At 53.7% G+C, this 17,833-nt stretch carries 18 protein-coding genes; 9 read left to right on the top strand and 9 right to left on the bottom strand.

The features are described 5' to 3' along the window. Positions 1–34: 34 nt before the first annotated feature. The gene (locus L2097_RS22625) at positions 35–931 is read right to left on the bottom strand and encodes a dihydrodipicolinate synthase family protein (RefSeq protein WP_071845950.1); all 897 of its coding nucleotides are present in this window, start codon (positions 929–931) and stop codon (positions 35–37) included. A 158-nt stretch (positions 932–1,089) separates the two neighbouring features. Between L2097_RS22625 and yiiM the strand changes: the two genes are divergently transcribed. After that, the gene (gene yiiM / locus L2097_RS22620) at positions 1,090–1,764 is read left to right on the top strand and encodes a 6-hydroxyaminopurine reductase (RefSeq protein WP_085006109.1); all 675 of its coding nucleotides are present in this window, start codon (positions 1,090–1,092) and stop codon (positions 1,762–1,764) included. Between the two features lie 36 nt (positions 1,765–1,800). On the opposite strand, the gene cpxA is transcribed toward yiiM, so the two are convergent. Both cpxA and cpxR read right to left on the bottom strand, forming a co-directional pair. After that, entirely contained in the window at positions 1,801–3,174 is a 1,374-nt protein-coding gene (cpxA, locus tag L2097_RS22615) for an envelope stress sensor histidine kinase CpxA (protein ID WP_085006108.1), read from the bottom strand. Then, positions 3,171–3,869, bottom strand: coding sequence for an envelope stress response regulator transcription factor CpxR (gene cpxR / locus L2097_RS22610; protein WP_039077316.1), 699 nt, complete (start codon positions 3,867–3,869; stop codon positions 3,171–3,173). The genes cpxA and cpxR overlap by 4 nt, the downstream gene beginning before the upstream one ends. 151 nt (positions 3,870–4,020) lie before the next feature. Here cpxR and cpxP point away from each other — a divergent pair, with 151 nt between their 5' ends. From cpxP to L2097_RS22580, 6 genes are all read left to right on the top strand, one after another. Continuing rightward, the gene (gene cpxP / locus L2097_RS22605; RefSeq protein ID WP_250353746.1) at positions 4,021–4,521 is read left to right on the top strand and encodes a cell-envelope stress modulator CpxP; all 501 of its coding nucleotides are present in this window, start codon (positions 4,021–4,023) and stop codon (positions 4,519–4,521) included. A 157-nt stretch (positions 4,522–4,678) separates the two neighbouring features. Next, on the top strand, positions 4,679–5,563 hold the full coding sequence (gene fieF / locus L2097_RS22600) for a CDF family cation-efflux transporter FieF (protein ID WP_047372369.1): 885 nt from the start codon (positions 4,679–4,681) through the stop codon (positions 5,561–5,563). A 201-nt stretch (positions 5,564–5,764) separates the two neighbouring features. Beyond that, positions 5,765–6,727: a 6-phosphofructokinase gene (pfkA, locus tag L2097_RS22595; RefSeq protein WP_047372368.1), complete on the top strand. Its 963-nt coding sequence runs from the start codon at positions 5,765–5,767 to the stop codon at positions 6,725–6,727. A gap of 147 nt (positions 6,728–6,874) precedes the next feature. Further along, on the top strand, positions 6,875–7,864 hold the full coding sequence (locus L2097_RS22590; RefSeq protein ID WP_047372367.1) for a sulfate ABC transporter substrate-binding protein: 990 nt from the start codon (positions 6,875–6,877) through the stop codon (positions 7,862–7,864). Positions 7,865–7,960: 96 nt separating this feature from the next. Continuing rightward, positions 7,961–8,716 carry a CDP-diacylglycerol diphosphatase gene (locus L2097_RS22585; protein ID WP_047372366.1) on the top strand — a complete coding sequence of 252 codons (756 nt, stop codon included), beginning with the start codon at positions 7,961–7,963 and terminating at the stop codon, positions 8,714–8,716. Between the two features lie 73 nt (positions 8,717–8,789). Then, on the top strand, positions 8,790–10,094 hold the full coding sequence (locus L2097_RS22580; protein WP_047372365.1) for an SLC13 family permease: 1,305 nt from the start codon (positions 8,790–8,792) through the stop codon (positions 10,092–10,094). 53 nt (positions 10,095–10,147) lie between these two features. Here the strand turns inward: L2097_RS22580 and L2097_RS22575 are convergent, their stop codons facing one another. Further along, positions 10,148–11,092 carry a LysR family transcriptional regulator gene (locus tag L2097_RS22575; RefSeq protein ID WP_047372364.1) on the bottom strand — a complete coding sequence of 315 codons (945 nt, stop codon included), beginning with the start codon at positions 11,090–11,092 and terminating at the stop codon, positions 10,148–10,150. 81 nt (positions 11,093–11,173) lie between these two features. On the opposite strand from L2097_RS22575, the gene L2097_RS22570 reads away from it, so the two are divergent. After that, a complete protein-coding gene (locus L2097_RS22570) occupies positions 11,174–12,127 on the top strand; it encodes an MBL fold metallo-hydrolase (protein ID WP_047372363.1) in 954 nt (317 codons plus the stop codon). Positions 12,128–12,266: 139 nt separating this feature from the next. Here L2097_RS22570 and tpiA read toward each other — a convergent pair whose 3' ends face one another. Both tpiA and L2097_RS22560 read right to left on the bottom strand, forming a co-directional pair. Next, a complete protein-coding gene (gene tpiA, locus L2097_RS22565; RefSeq protein ID WP_039077308.1) occupies positions 12,267–13,031 on the bottom strand; it encodes a triose-phosphate isomerase in 765 nt (254 codons plus the stop codon). Between the two features lie 110 nt (positions 13,032–13,141). After that, positions 13,142–13,729: a DUF1454 family protein gene (locus L2097_RS22560; protein ID WP_047372362.1), complete on the bottom strand. Its 588-nt coding sequence runs from the start codon at positions 13,727–13,729 to the stop codon at positions 13,142–13,144. 112 nt (positions 13,730–13,841) lie between these two features. On the opposite strand from L2097_RS22560, the gene L2097_RS22555 reads away from it, so the two are divergent. After that, positions 13,842–14,261: a DUF805 domain-containing protein gene (locus L2097_RS22555; RefSeq protein ID WP_250353720.1), complete on the top strand. Its 420-nt coding sequence runs from the start codon at positions 13,842–13,844 to the stop codon at positions 14,259–14,261. Here the strand turns inward: L2097_RS22555 and fpr are convergent, their stop codons facing one another. The 3 genes from fpr to glpK form a co-directional block, all read right to left on the bottom strand. After that, positions 14,262–15,008 (bottom strand): ferredoxin--NADP(+) reductase, encoded by a 747-nt coding sequence (gene fpr, locus L2097_RS22550; RefSeq protein WP_250353719.1) that lies wholly within the window; start codon positions 15,006–15,008, stop codon positions 14,262–14,264. Between the two features lie 145 nt (positions 15,009–15,153). Beyond that, entirely contained in the window at positions 15,154–16,164 is a 1,011-nt protein-coding gene (gene glpX, locus L2097_RS22545) for a class II fructose-bisphosphatase (RefSeq protein WP_047372359.1), read from the bottom strand. 144 nt (positions 16,165–16,308) lie between these two features. Further along, entirely contained in the window at positions 16,309–17,817 is a 1,509-nt protein-coding gene (gene glpK / locus L2097_RS22540; protein ID WP_047372358.1) for a glycerol kinase GlpK, read from the bottom strand. Positions 17,818–17,833: the final 16 nt, after the last annotated feature.

Below are 17,833 nucleotides of genomic sequence, written 5' to 3'. Positions count from 1 at the left end.
TAAAAGAGAAACCGGCCTTCTCAGGCCGGTTTTTTTAATGGCCGATACCGAAAACCTCATCAATCTGTGCACATTGCGCTGGCGTTAATTCGCCGCCCGCATTGCGGGACGTTGCGCCACAATAACCGAATTTCCGGGCTACCACGGTTTTGATAGTGGTAACAAAATCCTCGCCAATGGTGTAAATCGACATGAATTTGCCCATCTCGCGTTGGGCTTCATGCAGCGTAGCCAAATCGTTTTGTTTCCATGCTTCCCGCGCCCTGACAAACAGTTCCGGCATTACGTTGTTGAGCCCGGAGATAACCCCCGCACCGCCTGCCAGCAGATTGGGGATGAAGTATTCGTCATACCCCGACAGTACGGCGAAATCATCGCGGATTTTCTCGGTTGCCAGAATGATGTTGCGCGTATGCGACTGGCAATCGACCGTATCTTTGATGCCAGCGAAGTTCGGGAATTCTGCTGCCAGCGTTGCGACAATTTCGGGTGTCAGATCGCAGCCGGTCCTGGCCGGAAAATTATAGGCAAACCACTTACCCTTCAGCCGTTGCCCCAGATGGCGAAAGTAGCTCAGCAATTGCGCAGACGTTTGCCCATAGTAATAAGGGGGCAGGACCATGACGGCATCGTAACCCGTGCGGAAGGCTTCATCCGCCATCCACTCCACATCATTCAGGCAGGTCGAGGAAACGTTCGCGACCAGGGTGCCGGGCGTCATACCGCGCACTTCCCGGATAAGCATGAGTCGTTCATCAAGGGTGAAAGAGGCAAATTCGCCGATGCTGCCCATCAGCAACACGACGTCAATGCTGGCCTCGGTCAGGCGTGAAATATGCTGTCTCAATCCGTTCAGGTCGATTTTACCGGCCGATGTCATGGGCGTAATGGACGGGCACCAGACGCCATAAAATTCATTTTTCTTCTTCACGTCATTGTCTCCTTGAATATGAAATTGCGTTTCACTTCTCCATTAAGTCATAGCACGGACGTGTAAACCGCAGGCGTATCGGTGTCGCATTTCTGCACGATTTATTGCTAAAAAGTGTGGTCTAATACCTCGACAATGAATAAGCCCGGGGAGGGGACATGCAGCATCCGGTGAATGTTTTTACAGGAAAAATAAGGGATTATTCTGGCAGCAGACCCAGTGCCATTGCCAAATTGCAGGTGGAAGGTGAGTTGGTGTTAACGGAACGGGGGTTAGTCGGTGATGAGCAGGCGGAAACCTCCTACCACGGCGGCCCGGACCGGGCGCTTTGTCATTATCCCCGTGAACACTACGCTCACTGGAAGGCGATGTTTCCCGAACAGGCGGCGCTTTTCTTCGCCCCGGCGTTTGGCGAGAACCTCTCGACCGAAGGGCTGACGGAAAGCAATGTCTTTATCGGTGATATTTTTCAGTGGGGAAATGCGCTCATTCAGGTGACGCAGCCGCGATCGCCCTGCTTCAAACTTAACTTTCACTTTTCCATTAGCGACATGTCTTCGCAGATGCAGGCGAGTGGGCGCGTTGGCTGGCTTTATCGGGTCATTACTGGCGGCAAAGTTAACGTCGACGCGCCACTGGAACGGGTATCACGTAACAGCGATGTGAGCGTCCTGGATGCCGCCGCAATCGCCTGGCATATGCCCTTTGACGATGAGCAATATCGCAGGCTGGTGTCCGCAGCGGGGCTTTCGGCCAGTTGGACAAGAACGATTCAAAATCGGCGAAGTAGCGGAAAAATCGAAGATAACTCCCGACGTTTGCGGGGTAAGTAGCGGTTTCCCCCCGCCCGGTAAGGCGAGGGGAAATGCTCAGGCGCGTTTATACAGCGGGATCCACAACGTCAAGCGTAAACCGCCGAGTGGGCTGTCGTCGGCTTTCACCCAACCGCGATGCTGCTGCATAGCGGTTTCAACTATTGCCAATCCTAAACCTGTTCCCCCGGACGCGCGATCGCGCGCTTCATCGGTGCGGTAGAACGGACGGAATATCTGCTCGCGATCTTCCGGGCTGACGCCCGGACCGTCATCGTCCACGTTAATGGTGATGCCGTCTTTATCGACCGAGAAATTCACTTCAATTTTGGTGTGTGAATAACGCAGCGCGTTTCGGACGATATTTTCCAGCGCGCTTTCCAGCGCATTCGGGTTGCCATACAGCGGCCACGGGCCAGGCGGGAAATTCACCGTCAGCGATTTACCCATCTGTTCCGCTTCGAACGCGGCATTGTCGAGCACCTCATTCCACAACTGATTGGCTTTGACCGTTTCGCTGACCAGCGCGTTTTTCTGCTGGTTACGCGACATGACCAACAGGTCGTTGATCATACTGTCCAGCCGCTGGGCTTCGGTTTCGATACGTTCCAGCTCTTTACTCTCACCGCTGCGACGACGCAACAGCGCGGTGCCGAGTTGCAGTCGCGTTAACGGTGTCCGTAGTTCGTGGGAAATATCGGACAAGAGCCTCTGCTGGGCGGTCATCATTCGCTCCAGCGCCATAACCATCTGGTTAAAACTGGTGCCTGCGGCAAGAAACTCTTGCGGCCCGGCTTCCAGCTCAGGATGCTGTCGCAAGTTGCCCTGCGCCACTTCATCTGCCGCGTTTTTCAATTTACGCGCGGGTTTTGCCAGGCTCCACGCCAGCCACAACAGCAACGGCGAACTGATTAGCATCGTGACAATCAGCAACAGGAGAGGGCGGTCAAACAGCAGGTTGATAAAGTCAGACTGGGAATTACTGGCTGGTCGAATAAGATAGAGCTGGTAATTGTCCTCACCGTCGCGGACGGAAAAAGGCCCTACCAGCTCTACCCGACCATATTTTTTCTTTTGCGGGTGATCTGAGTTATCCGCCTGACCAATAAAGTTGCGGATAATTTGCATTTCATTGCGTTCGGCGCCGATGACGCGCCCTTCACTGGTTACCAGCAACAAACGTTGCCCCGGAGGGGCCCATTTGTCGATTGCGCGAAACAGCCTGCGCCACCACATCAAATCGTTGGGTGGATCATTGGCCAGTTCCGCTTCAACGTGCTGTTCAATCATCACGCCCTGGCGTTGTTCGCTATCAAGCAACTCCGTCATTTGGCGGGAATCAAGCTTGGGAACCATCAGTACCAGCATCAGCACCAGCGCCAGCGTTAACCAGAAAATGGCGAAGATGCGGGCGGTCAAACTTCCTATCATGAAGCGGATACCATCAAGTAGCCCCGGCCTCGCAAGGTTTTAAACCACGGATGACCATCTTTGCGGTCCGGTAACTTACGGCGCAGGTTAGAGATGTGCATATCAATCGCGCGGTCAAACGGTGTTAAGCGTTTACCCAGCACTTCCTGGCTTAAATGTTCACGCGAAACCACCTGGCCCAAATGCTGTGCCAGCAGATAGAGCAGGGTGAATTCGGTACCGGTCAGTTCCAGCGATTGACCATCGAAACTGGCTTCCTGACGACCTGGGTTGAGACTCAGGCCATCTACTTCCAGCGTCGGCGAACCGTTGTCGGTATTCTGCTGCTGTTCGCTCCAGTGAGAACGGCGCAAAATCGCACGGATACGCGCGACCAGTTCGCGGTCGTTAAACGGTTTTGGCAGATAATCGTCCGCGCCCAGCTCAAGGCCGAGTACGCGATCCAGCTCGCTGCCGCGTGCGGTCAACATAATGACGGGAGTCTGGTGTGTCTGGCGTAGCTCTTTAAGGGTATCAATACCGTTTTTCTTCGGCATCATGACATCGAGCAAAAGCAAATCGATGCTGTCATCAAGGAGGTTGAGCGCCTGTTCCCCGTCGTGGGCAACCAGCACATTAAAACCTTCCATGTCGAGCAGCTCTTTTAACAGGGATGTAAGCTCTCGGTCATCATCTACTAAAAGAATTTTATTCATTGTTTAAATACCTCCGAGGCAGAAATTACGTCATCAAGGCTCGCTAATCCATGACTTTACGTTGTTTTACACCCCCTGACGCATGTTTGCAGCCTGAATCGTAGACTCATTATCGTTGATTCGCGACATAGAAAGTTTTTGGGAGCAAATGATGCGCAAAGTTACCGCTGCCGTCATGGCCTCAACACTGGCGCTAAGTGCTTTTAGCCAGGCTGCTGAAGTCGTAACAGGCGATAACTGGCACCCGACTGAGGGATTCGCGCAGCGTTCCAGTCAGAGCCATATGTTCGACGGCATACATTTAACCGAACATCAGCGTCAACAGATGCGAGATCTGATGCAACAGGCAAGGCACGACAAGCCTCCTGTTAATGTTAGCGAAATGGAGACAATGCATCGCCTTGTCACCGCAGAAAATTTTGATGAAAACGCTGTGCGCATTCAGGCCGAGAAAATGGCGCAGGAGCAGATAAGTCGTCAGGTTGAAATGGCGAAAGTCCGCAACCAGATGTATCACCTGCTTACCCCTGATCAGCAAGCGGTTTTGAACCAGAAACACCAGCAACGGATGAGCCAACTGCGTGAAATGACGCAGATGCAGCAAAGTTCACCGTTGAGAGTATTGAGTAGTAGCACCCAGCGTTCCCAGTAGTCAGTAGTAATGAACCCTGTTTTCCTTGCCATAGACACCATCCCTGTCTTCCCCCTCATGATGAGGGGGTTTTTTTTACCCTGAATTCAGCCACCTGATTTTCCTCCGATTGAGTTGCCTTTCGTTATACTACCCACAGAACAGCGTGGGAGCTTTTATGATTGAATCTTATGGACGTCTGATCAGCCGCGCGGCCATTGCCGCAACGATCATGGCATCGTCATTATTAATTATTAAAATTTTTGCATGGTGGTTCACCGGGTCAGTGAGTATCCTGGCCGCACTGGTGGATTCTCTGGTAGATATTGCCGCCTCACTGACCAATTTGCTGGTAGTGCGTTATTCGCTGCAGCCTGCGGACGATGAACATACCTTTGGACACGGGAAAGCCGAATCGCTGGCGGCGCTGGCGCAAAGTATGTTTATTTCCGGTTCGGCATTGTTCCTGTTTTTAACCGGTATTGAGCATCTGGCGAACCCTGAGCCGATGCGTGCTCCCGGAATTGGCGTTGTGGTGACCGTTATCGCCCTGCTCAGTACTGTGATACTCGTCACCTTTCAGCGTTGGGTTGTGCGAAAAACTCAAAGCCAGGCGGTGCGGGCAGATATGCTTCATTATCAGTCTGATGTTATGATGAACGGTGCAATTCTCATCGCGCTGGGGCTGTCATGGTATGGCTGGCATCGGGCGGATGCTCTCTTTGCGCTGGGGATTGGCGTCTATATTTTGTACAGCGCGCTGCGTATGGGTTATGAAGCGGTTCAGTCTTTACTGGATCGGGCATTACCCGATGCCGAACGGCAGGAAATTTTCGATATTGTCACTTCCTGGCCAGGCGTAAGCGGCGCGCACGATCTTCGCACGCGGCAGTCAGGGCCGACCCGCTTTATTCAAATACATTTGGAAATGGACGATAACCTTCCATTGGTTCAGGCGCATATTGTGGCTGAACATGTGGAGCAGGCCATTTTGCAGCGTTTTCCAGGATCAGATGTGATTATTCATCAGGATCCCTGTTCAGTGGTACCTCAAGGACGATAAGCGGATTAAGGCTGTCGTATTTCGTTGTAAAAGAAGTGAGTCAGACCCGATTTTTGTGTATAAATTACCGCCATATGGTCTGACCTGAATCAATTCAGCAAGCCGCAGTTGATATAATATTGCAGCATAGATGTTTACTCCCTCGCGGAGTTTTTTGGCCAACAGAACATTATTTTTGCATTCCTAAGTTCAGAGGTAGTCATGATTAAGAAAATCGGTGTGTTGACAAGTGGCGGTGATGCGCCGGGCATGAACGCAGCAATTCGTGGCGTTGTCCGTGCAGCATTGACTGAAGGTCTGGAAGTAGCGGGTATTTACGATGGTTATCTCGGCCTGTACGAAGACCGCATGATTCAACTCGACCGCTATAGCGTGTCTGACATGATTAACCGTGGCGGTACATTCCTTGGTTCTGCCCGTTTCCCGGAATTCCGTGAAGAACATGTCCGCGCCGTGGCTATTGAGAACATGAAAAAGCGCGGTATTGATGCGCTGGTCGTCATCGGCGGCGACGGTTCCTATATGGGCGCGAAGCGTCTGACAGAAATGGGCTTCCCGTGCATCGGCTTGCCGGGCACTATCGATAACGATGTTGCCGGTACTGACTACACCATCGGTTACTTCACCGCGTTGCATACCGTAGTAGAAGCCATTGACCGTCTGCGTGACACCTCTTCTTCCCACCAGCGTATCTCCATCGTTGAAGTGATGGGCCGCTACTGTGGCGACCTGACGCTGGCGGCGGCCATTGCAGGTGGTTGCGAATTTATCGTTCTGCCGGAAGTTGAATTCAGCCGTGAAGATCTGGTGGCTGAAATCAAAGCGGGCATCGCGAAAGGTAAAAAACACGCGATCGTGGCTATCACCGAGCACATCTGCGATATCGATGAGCTGGCCAAATACATCGAAGCTGAAACGCAGCGCGAAACCCGCGCGACCGTTCTGGGCCACATTCAGCGCGGCGGCTCCCCGGTTCCTTACGACCGCATTCTTGCTTCCCGTATGGGCGCATACGCGATTGAACTGCTGCTGCAGGGCCACGGTGGTCGTTGTGTTGGTATCCAGAACGAGAAGATGGTTCACCATGACATTATTGACGCCATTGAGAACATGAAGCGTCCGTTCAAAGGCGACTGGCTGGAATGCGCTAAAAAGTTGTACTGATTTCCTTCAACGCCCTCCTTTTCGAGGGCGTTTCTTTGCCTCCATTTATTTCCTAAAGTTATAGCCAATCTTTTTTTATTCTTTAATCATTGGTCTGCTTTCTGGCAGGCTGAGCACATCAAAATACATAACCTGAGAGAGTGGGCGATGAATAAGTGGGGCGTAGGGTTAACTTTGCTGCTGGCATCCGGCAGCGTTCTGGCAAAGGACATTCAGTTATTAAACGTTTCGTACGATCCAACGCGTGAATTGTACGAGCAGTACAACAAAGCGTTCAGCGCCCACTGGAAACAGGAAACGGGCGATAACGTTACGATTCGCCAGTCACACGGCGGCTCAGGTAAACAGGCGACATCGGTTATCAACGGCCTCGATGCCGATGTCGTAACGCTGGCACTGGCATATGATGTTGATGCGATTGCCGAGCGTGGCAGCATCGATAAAAACTGGATCAAACGTCTGCCGGATAACTCCGCACCTTATACTTCCACCATCGTTTTCCTGGTGCGTAAAGGCAACCCAAAACAGATTCATGACTGGAATGATTTAATCAAACCGGGCGTGTCGGTGATCACGCCGAACCCGAAAAGCTCTGGCGGTGCTCGCTGGAACTACCTGGCGGCGTGGGGTTATGCCCTGCATCAGAACGGCGGCGATCAGGCAAAAGCTCAGGATTTCGTGAAAGCGCTGTATAAAAACGTAGAAGTGCTGGACTCCGGTGCGCGCGGCGCGACCAATACGTTCGTAGAGCGTGGTATCGGCGATGTGCTGATTGCCTGGGAAAATGAAGCGCTGCTGGCGACGAACGAACTGGGCAAAGATAAGTTCGAAATCGTGACGCCAAGTGAATCCATCCTTGCGGAACCTACCGTGTCTGTTGTCGATAAAGTTGTCGAGAAGAAAGGCACGCAGAAAGTGGCAGAAGCTTATCTGAAATATCTCTACTCCCCGGAAGGGCAGGAGATTGCGGCGAAAAACTTCTATCGCCCGCGTGACAAAGACGTCGCGGCAAAATACGCAAATGAATTCCCGAAACTGAAACTGTTCACCATTGACGATGTCTTTGGCGGCTGGACGAAAGCGCAGAAAGAGCACTTCTCCAACGGCGGCAAGTTCGACGAAATCAGTAAACGCTAATCATCATCCTCCAGCGGCCCTTCACAGGGCCGTTTTCGTTTTATCCCGACCGATCTCTGCGCTATGCTTCCTGTTCCTCCCTGTAAGGAGAGAGTGATGAAAACAGTGCGCCTGTTTGGCATAGTGTTGTTGATTGCGGCGGCCGCCGCTGTGGTGGGTGGTGAATACTGGTGGAACAGCAGTAAACGGGATGTACTGCGTCATATTGTACTTGAGCAATGTGTGCCGAATCAGCGGAATAACTCTCTACCCGCTCCCTGTGCGCTGGTCAATCCCGATAGTGGCTACGTGTTGCTTAAAGACCGTAACGGGCCATTACAGTATTTGCTGATGCCAACGTACCGTATCAACGGTATTGAAAGCCCGCTGTTGTTGAAATCGCATACCCCCAACTTCTTCTGGCAGGCCTGGCAATCGCGCGGCATGTTGAGTAAAACGCGCGGGACACCGCTGCCGGATAACGCCCTGTCGCTTACGATTAACTCACGGGTCGGACGTACGCAGAACCATTTCCATATCCATATTTCTTGTCTGCGCGAAGATGTGCGCGTGAAGCTTGATCAGCAAGCCTCGCGTATCAGCAGTCAGTGGCTGGCCTTTCCGGGTGGCCTTCTTGGGCATCCTTATCTGGCGCGCCGCGTGACCGAAGCCGAACTGGTACAGCGAAGCCCGTTTTTAATGCTGGCCGAAGAGGTGCCGGAAGCGCGTGAACATATGGGGCGCTACGGCATGGCGATGGTACACCAGGCTGACGGTTCGTTTGTGCTGCTGGCAACCGAGCGTAATCTGCTCGCCTTTAACCGTGGTTCCGCCGAGGAAATTCAGGATCATCAGTGTAATATTCTAAAATAGCCCCACCAGATTTGGCGTTTACCAGGCAAGGCTGTCGCCGTAGACTTGCCGAAAAATTCTACAGGAGACAGGTATGTCGCTCTGGTTTACTCACCCTCTGTTTCTGCCTTCCGTCATCATCGGCCTTACTATCGTGCTGTGGGCCACATCATTGCTACCGGAATTCATCACGGCGCTACTGTTTTTTGCTGCCGCGATGGTGGCGAAGATTGCGCCGCCGGATGTCATTTTCGGCGGTTTTGCCTCTTCCGCTTTCTGGCTGGTATTCAGCGGTTTTGTCCTGGGTGTCGCCATTCGTAAAACGGGGCTGGCTGACCGGGCCGCGCGAGCGCTGTCGGCCAGACTCACCGACTCGTGGTTGCAAATGGTCGCAAGCGTTGTGCTGCTGAGTTATGCGCTGGCATTTGTTATGCCGTCGAATATGGGACGTATTGCTCTGCTGATGCCCATTGTAGCGGCGATGGCGGCGCGTGCGGGCATCAATGAAGGGACACGCTCCTGGTATGGCCTTGCGCTGGCGGTGGGGTTTGGCACCTTCCAGTTGTCAGCGACGATTTTACCCGCCAATGTGCCCAATCTGGTGATGAGTGGGGCGGCGGAAGGATCCTACGGTATTCATCTCAACTACCTGCCGTATTTGCTGCTGCATACGCCGGTGCTGGGTATTCTGAAAGGCCTCATCCTGATTGGTCTTATCTGCTGGCTTTTCCCGGGACAGCCGCACGCACCAAAGGATCTCACGCCACCTGACCCCATGAGTCGGGAGGAGAAGCGCCTCGCCTGGCTGCTGGCGGTGGTCTTAACAATGTGGGTCACGGAGAGCTGGCACGGCATTGGCCCGGCCTGGACGGGGCTGGCGGCGGCCTGTATTACCCTGTTGCCACGCGTAGGGTTTATCAACGGCGACGAGTTTTCCACCGGGGTAAATATCCGTACCTGTATTTATGTTGCCGGCATCCTTGGGCTGGCCATTACGGTCACGCAGACGGGAATTGGGGCGGCAGTAGGGAACGCGCTGCTGCATATCATGCCGTTGGATCCGGCGCAGCCTTTTACCAGCTTCCTGGCGCTCACCGGCACTACGACTGCGCTCAACTTCATCATGACCGCTAACGGAGTGCCCGCACTTTTTACCACGCTGGCGCAGAGTTTTTCCGACGCAACGGGCTTCCCGTTGCTGTCAGTGATTATGATTCAGGTACTGGGCTATTCCACACCGCTACTGCCGTATCAGGCGTCACCGATCGTGGTGGCCATGGCGTTAGGCAAAGTCCCTGCACGGGCAGGGATGTTGTTATGTATTGCACTGGCGGTGGCAACGTATCTGGTGCTGCTGCCGCTGGATTATGCGTGGTTTAGCGTGCTGGGGAAATTGTAGTTATGGTGCGATCTGCCCCCTCACACTGACCTTTGTGAGGGGCAGTCAAGTCGCTATAACGATGGGGCGAACGACGGCAGTGCATTTATGACATTGTGTAATACCGTTCTTAACCAGTTCAGTGGCATATCGTTATCACAACATTTATGCCACAGCAGCGAGAGCGCAATTTCCGGCGTCTCAACCGGAACGGGGCTACAGCGTAAACCGTAATGAGATATCCAGTCGGCAGCCAGCCCGGAGGGGACGGTCGCGAAAGCCGACATGCGTTTCAGCAGCGGCGGCAAAGAAGAAAAATGTGGCGTAACGTATCGTACCCTTCGTGATTTCCCCTGCAATGCTAACTGCTCATCGACGGCGCTCCAGGTCGAACCTCGATATGAAACCAGCACGTGATCATGCTCGATGTAATCATTCAACGTCAGCGGCGCTTGCAGCGAAAGCTGTTCGGGGTGCCAGAACGTACAAAAGTTGAGTGAACGGAGATGTTCACGCCTCAACGTGGCGGCAGTGTTCTGGCCAACCGAAATCGCCAGATCTATCTCCCGCTGGAGCACTTGCTCACCATCGCGGAAAGGATCGCTGGCTGTTACCTGCAGCGTGACTCCCGGCGCTTCGCGTGTCACGTATGCCTGTAATTCCGGCATCAGCCAACGCTCAACCCAGTCGCTCATACCCAGACGGAACACATGAGTTGCCTTCGCCGGGGTGAATGCCGGTGGTTGAAAAAGAACGTACTGCATCTGTTCCATCAGGGGGCCGAGTGAGTCAATAAGCGCTTCGGCACGCGGCGTCGGTACCATGCCTCCTGCGGTACGAACAAACAGAGGATCGTCAAACATCTCACGTAACCTGGCCAGCGCATTACTGACCGCCGGTTGCCCCAGATGCAGTTTTTCAGCGGTACGTGACACGCTGCCCTCGCGATGCAGGACAAGCAGCACCGTCAGCAAATTGAGATCGATACGATGAAAATCATTTTCTCTGATAGTGAACATTATATTAATCAATTTGAATGATAGTGGCTTGCTGAGGATACTGCTGAGCACGTTCAAATGACACTGGGATGAGGCAATTTTATGAAAATGATACTGGCGCTGGTGACGACACTCCTCTTTTCCAGCCAGCTTCTGGCCGCCGGGCAGACGAGTGCGCTGGATGAACAGGCTCCCGGTTACTACCGCATGAAACTGGGCAAGCTGCGCATCACCGCGGTATCCGACGGCACGGTAACGGTGCCCCTTAATACACTGCTGACTAACATCTCCGCAGAAAAATTACGTCAGGCGATGGCAAGCGAAGCAATGACGCCGCAAGCGGAGACCTCGATTAACGCCTATGTCATCGATGATGGCAAAAAACGCGTTTTAGTGGATACCGGTGCCGGTGAACTATTCGGTAGCCGGGGTGGGCATCTGCTGGAGAATCTTGCCGCAGCAGGCTATCCGGCTGAATCCATTGACGACGTATTACTGACCCATATTCATGCCGATCACTCTGGTGGGGTATCACACGCCGGCAAGCTCGCCTTTCCTGAGGCTAACGTGTATGTCGACAAACGCGACGTCGACTTCTGGCTTAATCCGTCGAACGTCACTCAGGTTGAGCCAGGTGAGGCGCACACGTTTGCTGAAAGCGAGAAAACGCTTCGCCCGGTTATCAATGCCGGGCGGTTAAAGACATTCCTGGCGCCAGCAACGCCGGTGGAGGGGATTCGTGCAGAATCTACGGCGGGCCATACGCCGGGCAGCGTGCTGTATCGTGTGGAAAGTGAAGGTCAGACGCTGGTTTTATGGGGCGATATTATCCACGCCAAAGCAGTACAAATGCCTGATCCGCACGTGGCAATACATTTTGATGTCAATCGCCAGCAGGCTATCAAAACGCGGGAACGTGTGCTCAAACAGGCCGCGGAGCAGGGGTATTGGGTTGCTGCCGCACATATTTCATTTCCGGGGTTTGGCCACGTGAAGCGTGAGGGGAATGGGTATCGTTGGGTGGAGAGCAATTATACGACCCAGTTAGGGCAGTAGTCTGCCTGCCATCTGGACGCCTGCGCCGATACAGCCGGGGCGTTAAGTACCTTGAGAAGTTATCTCTCCCCCTGAGGGGAGAGATAACATGAACACCGCCCGCTGTAACCTGAGAGGAGTATTCACCGCGACAAGCGAATTACGCTTTTGCCGCTTCTGCTGCTTTAACGATTACCGCAAAAGCGTCAGCTTTCAGGGAAGCGCCGCCAACCAGCGCGCCGTCGATGTCCGGCTGGGTGAACAGCTCAGCAGCGTTAGCCGCGTTAACGGAACCGCCGTACTGAATAATTACCTGCTCAGCCACTTTCGCATCTGCTTTAGCGATATGGTCACGAATGAATTTGTGAACCGCCTGAGCCTGAGCCGGGGTCGCAGATTTACCGGTACCGATTGCCCATACTGGTTCGTAAGCGATGACCGCGCCTTCGAATGCCGCAGCGCCCTGAGTTTTCAGAACCGCGTCGATCTGACGTGCACACACTTCTTCGGTTTTGCCCGCTTCGTTTTCTGCTTCGGTTTCACCGATGCACAGAACCGGGATCAGACCTTGTTCTTTCAGAACGGCGAATTTTTTAGCAATGAGTTCGTCAGATTCTGCGTGGTAAGTACGACGCTCGGAGTGGCCGATAATAATGTACTGCGCGCCAATATCTTTGAGCATTTCAGCGGAGGTTTCGCCGGTGAATGCGCCAGACAGGTTAACGTCGACGTTCTGAGCGCCCAGAATGATGTGGCTGCCTGCAGCGGCTTGTTTAGCCAGATCCAGGTACATAGCCGGCGGAGCGATGGCGACGCCACAACCCGTAACGCCAGCCAGCTCTTTACGCAGGTTAGCTACCAGTTCGTTTACCATGTGGCGGCTGCCGTTCAGTTTCCAGTTACCCATCACTAAAGGATGTCGCATTTGAATTCTCCACGCTATAAGAGCGAATTTAAGTAAAATGTCTACCCGTCAGGGCAGTTTGGTCTGTGAGACAGTATAGAGATTCGTCGTCGGAAAGGCTTTGCTTTTTGTCATTTATTGTCGCCTTCCAGGCTTTCAGATAGCGCCAGCTTAATCGGTTCAACAGCGAAGGTGAGCCCCTTTTCACCGTCATCTGCGACCACATAACGGATGGCACCTTCCGTTTCGGCATACCAGAGTTTGTTTTTGCCGTTGTTCAGTAATTTTTGCAGCTTTTGCAGACTTTGCGCTTTGGTCAGCGTCGGCGAAAACGCGCGAATCAGCGCCGCCATATACTCCTGCGCTTTGGCTTTTGCCGCCTTTTGCTCTGGCCCTCTGACCGGTAGCCAGGTCATCTGCATGGATTTAATTTTCAGCGTGCCGCGTTCCAGCGCCGTGGAGGCGTACAGATTGTCGTTAATTTTGGTCGCGGCGCGGGTCAGACGTTCGGTATCACTACGCGAATCTACAGCGCGAAATTCGTTGAGCTGCAGGTCGGGGTTATCTTCGTTGAACTTTTCTCTGAACTGGCTGATGGATTGTTCGAATGTGGGGGCTCCTGGCAGCAGATACGGGGCCGCAGCCGCAGGTGGCGTATCCTCTGCGAAGGCATAGTGGTTGATGAAGAGCGCCGTAAACAGGAGCCACCAGGTTTTCATTAACATCGTCCTCACTTCTCTTTGTTCACGATTAAAACGATAACAGTCTGGCTTGTCAAAAACTCACGTGACCAGGGTAAACTACGCAGCACTACAATTAAAGGAACCTTACATGGGTATTCAGCAGTGGTTGTTCTCATTTAAAGGCCGCATTGGTCGTCGTGATTTTTGGATCTGGACCGTTATCTGGATGCTGGCGATGGCGGCGTTATTTTACGCGGTCAGTTTTGAACTTCTGGCCAGCCAAAATGCCGCGTTTATGCTGGTTTGCCTGCTCTGGCCAACCGCGTGTGTGATTGTGAAACGACTGCATGACCGTAATAAGTCCGGCAGTTGGTCGTTGTTATTTATTCTTGCCTGGATGCTGCTGGCAGGGCACTGGGAGATACTGGGCGGTACGTGGGAATGGGTTGTTGGCCGCTTCGTGCCAGTGCTGATAATGGTAACGATGCTCATCGACCTGGGCGCATTTATCGGCACCCAGGGCGAGAACAAGTTCGGCAAGGATACGCTTGAAGTACAGTTCCGCTGATTACCAGTAGTGTTCAGCGGTGATGTGGCCCGGACGGCGGCGCAGATGTTTCGCCATCTGCCGGGACTCTTTCAGTAACTGCTGTGTGTCACGCACCATCTGCGGGTTGCCGCAGAGCATTACGTGGCTGGTTTCGGTGTTGATGGGCAATCCCACTGCCTCTTCCAGTGTACCGTTCTCAATCAGCGCAGGCACACGCCCTGTGAGCGACCCGGGCACTGTTTCCCGGCTAACCACCGTTTGAATCCGCAATTTACCCTCATAGCGCTTCTGCAGTTCGAGCATCAGCGGCAGATAACTTAAATCCGCGGCGTAGCGTACCGCATGCACCAGTACCAGATGAGTAAAGCGTTCCAGGTCCTTACCTTCCTGTAGGATCGACAAATACGGCCCAATTGCGGTCCCGGTTGCCAGCATCCACAGGGTATCGCAGTCCGGCACTTCGTCGAGAACAAAGAACCCTGCCGCCTCGCTGACGATTAACACCTCATCGCCTGGCTTCAGCGCGGCCAGACGCGGACTGAGTTTGCCCTCAGGGACGGTGACCAGATAAAACTCCAGATCGGGGTTACCTGGCGCATTGACGTAAGAGTAGGCACGCTGTACCCGCTCACCGTCGATTTCGAGGCCCAGCTTGGCAAATTGTCCGGCAGTAAAGGGATGAACGGGGGCATGAACGGTCAAACTGAACAATGCGTCGGTCCAGAACTCGACGTTTACGACTTTTCCTGTAACCCAGTCGGCCATGATTTTCTCCTGTTCAGAATCATTGCCTTATCTTCGTCGTGAATGGAGAGGATTTCCAGCCCGGTCAGGAAAGAAGGCTCTATTGAACAAATAATTTACAGGTTAATACAACCACATTAAATCCGCTCTTCCTTGAGCGCGCGGCTTACAGAATATGCGTCTGTACGTCCGGGTCTTTGCGATCCAGATAGTGGATAGACTGAATGCGGCGGATGGTACGCGATTTTCCGCGAATCAGCAGGGTTTCGGTGGTGGCAATATTGCCTTTGCGGCTAATACCGTCCAGCAAGTCGCCTTTGGTAATCCCGGTTGCTGAGAAAATTACGTTGTCGCTGCGTGCCATATCATCCAGGCGCAGGACTTTATCGGCCTCAATGCCCATCGCCTGGCAGCGAGCCAGCTCGATTTCCCCGATACGACGGTTCTCTTCGTTGTCGCCTTTTACGTGATGACGTGCCAGCAAGCGGCCATTCATATCACCATCCAGCGCGCGGATGACGGCAGCTGAAACGACCCCTTCCGGCGCACCGCCAATACCATAAAGGACATCGACTTCACTGTCCGGCATGCAGGTCAGAATGGAGGCGGCAACGTCGCCGTCCGGAATAGCGAAAACGCGTACGCCGAGCTTCTGCATTTCAGCGATGGTGGCGTCGTGGCGAGGTTTGGCCAGAATCGTTACCGTCAGCTCACTGAGCGGTTTTCCGAGCGCATTAGCCACATTACGCAGGTTATCGGCAAGCGGCAGGTTGAGGTCGATAGTGCCTTTTGCGCCAGGGCCGACAATCAGTTTTTCCATATACATATCCGGCGCATTGAGGAAGCAGCCTTGATCACCCACCGCCAGTACTGCCAGGGCATTAGCCTGACCCATGGCGGTCATGCGGGTGCCTTCGATCGGATCAACGGCGATATCCACCGCATCGCCTCTACCAGTACCGACTTTTTCACCGATATAGAGCATTGGGGCTTCGTCGATTTCCCCTTCACCAATCACAATGGTGCCGTCAATATTGACCTGATTAAGCATGATGCGCATGGCGTGAACGGCAGCGCCGTCGGCGGTATTTTTGTCGCCGCGGCCCAGCCACTTATAGCCAGCCAGCGCCGCTGCTTCGGTCACGCGGGAAAATTCAATGGCAAGTTCTCGTCTCATAGCAAACTCGTGAAGTGAAAGAAATTGCGCGAAGTTTAACACAGAGAGGGGGCATGGGTGCGGTCAGGTGCGGTGTTGCCTGAGGCCCTCACCCCGGCCCTCTCCCTCAGGGAGAGGGAGAAAACAGAGGTGAGGGGGAGGGGATTACTCGTCGTGCTCTTCCCACGCCAGCGCACGTTTCACGGCTTTTTTCCAGCCCGCGTAGCGAACGTTGCGTTCGGTGGTTTCGATGCTCGGGCGGAATTCACGCTCAATCACCGCTTTCTCCTGTAGTTCGTCCAGGTTCTGCCAGAAGCCCACCGCCAGGCCCGCCAGGTAAGCTGCGCCCAGTGCAGTGACTTCACGCACTTCCGGACGCTCAACGCGGGTGCCCAGAATGTCGGACTGGAACTGCATCAGGAAGTTGTTGGCCACCGCGCCGCCATCCACGCGCAGGGCGTGCAGACGAATGCCGGAGTCAGCCTGCATGGCTTCCAGAACGTCACGTGTCTGGTAGGCGATAGATTCCAGCGTTGCGCGAATGATGTGGTTTGAGTTTACGCCACGGGTCAGACCAAAAATCGCGCCACGTGCATACGGGTCCCAGTACGGTGCGCCCAGGCCGGTGAAAGCAGGCACCACGTAGACGCCATTGGTGTCTTTCACTTTGGTGGCGAAATATTCCGAGTCAAAGGCATCGCTGATGAGTTTCATCTCATCGCGCAGCCACTGGATTGACGCACCCGCCATGAACACGGCACCTTCCAGCGCATAGTTCACTTCACCCGTCGGTCCGCAAGCGATAGTGGTTAACAGGCCGTTTTCTGATTTCACCGCTTTTTCGCCGGTATTCATCAGCATAAAGCAGCCGGTACCGTAGGTGTTCTTCGCCATCCCTTCTTTTACGCACAACTGACCGAACAGTGCTGCCTGTTGGTCACCGGCGATCCCGGCGATAGGAATACGGGTACCGCCTTTACCACCGATGTTGGTCTGGCCGTAGACTTCGGAAGATTTACGCACTTCCGGCAGCATGGCGCGCGGGATATCCAGCGCGTCCAGCATTTTGTCATCCCAGTCCAGATCATGGATATTGAACAGCATGGTACGGGAGGCGTTGGTGTAGTCAGTAACGTGTACGCGGCCCTGGGTCATTTTCCAGATAAGCCAGGTGTCGACGGTACCGAACAGCAGTTCGCCACGTTTCGCGCGTTCGCGAGAACCTTCTACATGATCGAGAATCCACTTCACTTTGGTGCCGGAGAAGTACGGGTCAACCACCAGGCCGGTGGCGCTGCGCACATACTCTTCCATGCCATCGCGTTTGAGCTGCTCGCAGATTTCTGAGGTGCGGCGGCACTGCCAGACAATGGCGTTATAGATAGGCTTACCGGTTTCGCGCTCCCAGACTATAGTCGTTTCACGTTGGTTGGTGATACCAATCGCGGCGATTTCATCGGAGTTGATGTCTGCTTTAGCCAGCACTTCAACCAGCGTGGAGCTTTGCGTTGCCCAGATTTCCATTGGGTCATGCTCTACCCAGCCTGGCTTAGGATAGATTTGTTCGAATTCGCGCTGCGAAACGCTGATGATGTTGGCGTCATGATCCATTACGACGGCGCGGGAGCTGGTGGTACCCTGGTCCAGCGCAACGATATATTTCTTTTCAGTCATGATTTATGTCCCGTAG

The sequence above is a fragment of the Citrobacter sp. MNAZ 1397 genome (assembly GCF_023613995.1).
In the GTDB taxonomy this organism is placed as follows: domain Bacteria; phylum Pseudomonadota; class Gammaproteobacteria; order Enterobacterales; family Enterobacteriaceae; genus Phytobacter; species Phytobacter ursingii.
This window is presented reverse-complemented; position numbering and strand designations above follow the sequence as displayed.

Bases quoted from the DNA above. Each gene is read 5' to 3' on its own strand.
- yiiM (WP_085006109.1), top strand. From the start codon at position 1,090: ATGCAGCATCCGGTGAATGTTTTTACAGGAAAAATAAGGGATTATTCT.
- cpxA (WP_085006108.1), bottom strand. From the start codon at position 3,174: ATGATAGGAAGTTTGACCGCCCGCATCTTCGCCATTTTCTGGTTAACG.
- cpxR (WP_039077316.1), bottom strand. From the start codon at position 3,869: ATGAATAAAATTCTTTTAGTAGATGATGACCGAGAGCTTACATCCCTG.
- cpxP (WP_250353746.1), top strand. From the start codon at position 4,021: ATGCGCAAAGTTACCGCTGCCGTCATGGCCTCAACACTGGCGCTAAGT.
- fieF (WP_047372369.1), top strand. From the start codon at position 4,679: ATGATTGAATCTTATGGACGTCTGATCAGCCGCGCGGCCATTGCCGCA.
- pfkA (WP_047372368.1), top strand. From the start codon at position 5,765: ATGATTAAGAAAATCGGTGTGTTGACAAGTGGCGGTGATGCGCCGGGC.
- L2097_RS22590 (WP_047372367.1), top strand. From the start codon at position 6,875: ATGAATAAGTGGGGCGTAGGGTTAACTTTGCTGCTGGCATCCGGCAGC.
- L2097_RS22585 (WP_047372366.1), top strand. From the start codon at position 7,961: ATGAAAACAGTGCGCCTGTTTGGCATAGTGTTGTTGATTGCGGCGGCC.
- L2097_RS22580 (WP_047372365.1), top strand. From the start codon at position 8,790: ATGTCGCTCTGGTTTACTCACCCTCTGTTTCTGCCTTCCGTCATCATC.
- L2097_RS22575 (WP_047372364.1), bottom strand. From the start codon at position 11,092: ATGTTCACTATCAGAGAAAATGATTTTCATCGTATCGATCTCAATTTG.
- L2097_RS22570 (WP_047372363.1), top strand. From the start codon at position 11,174: ATGAAAATGATACTGGCGCTGGTGACGACACTCCTCTTTTCCAGCCAG.
- tpiA (WP_039077308.1), bottom strand. From the start codon at position 13,031: ATGCGACATCCTTTAGTGATGGGTAACTGGAAACTGAACGGCAGCCGC.
- L2097_RS22560 (WP_047372362.1), bottom strand. From the start codon at position 13,729: ATGAAAACCTGGTGGCTCCTGTTTACGGCGCTCTTCATCAACCACTAT.
- L2097_RS22555 (WP_250353720.1), top strand. From the start codon at position 13,842: ATGGGTATTCAGCAGTGGTTGTTCTCATTTAAAGGCCGCATTGGTCGT.
- fpr (WP_250353719.1), bottom strand. From the start codon at position 15,008: ATGGCCGACTGGGTTACAGGAAAAGTCGTAAACGTCGAGTTCTGGACC.
- glpX (WP_047372359.1), bottom strand. From the start codon at position 16,164: ATGAGACGAGAACTTGCCATTGAATTTTCCCGCGTGACCGAAGCAGCG.
- glpK (WP_047372358.1), bottom strand. From the start codon at position 17,817: ATGACTGAAAAGAAATATATCGTTGCGCTGGACCAGGGTACCACCAGC.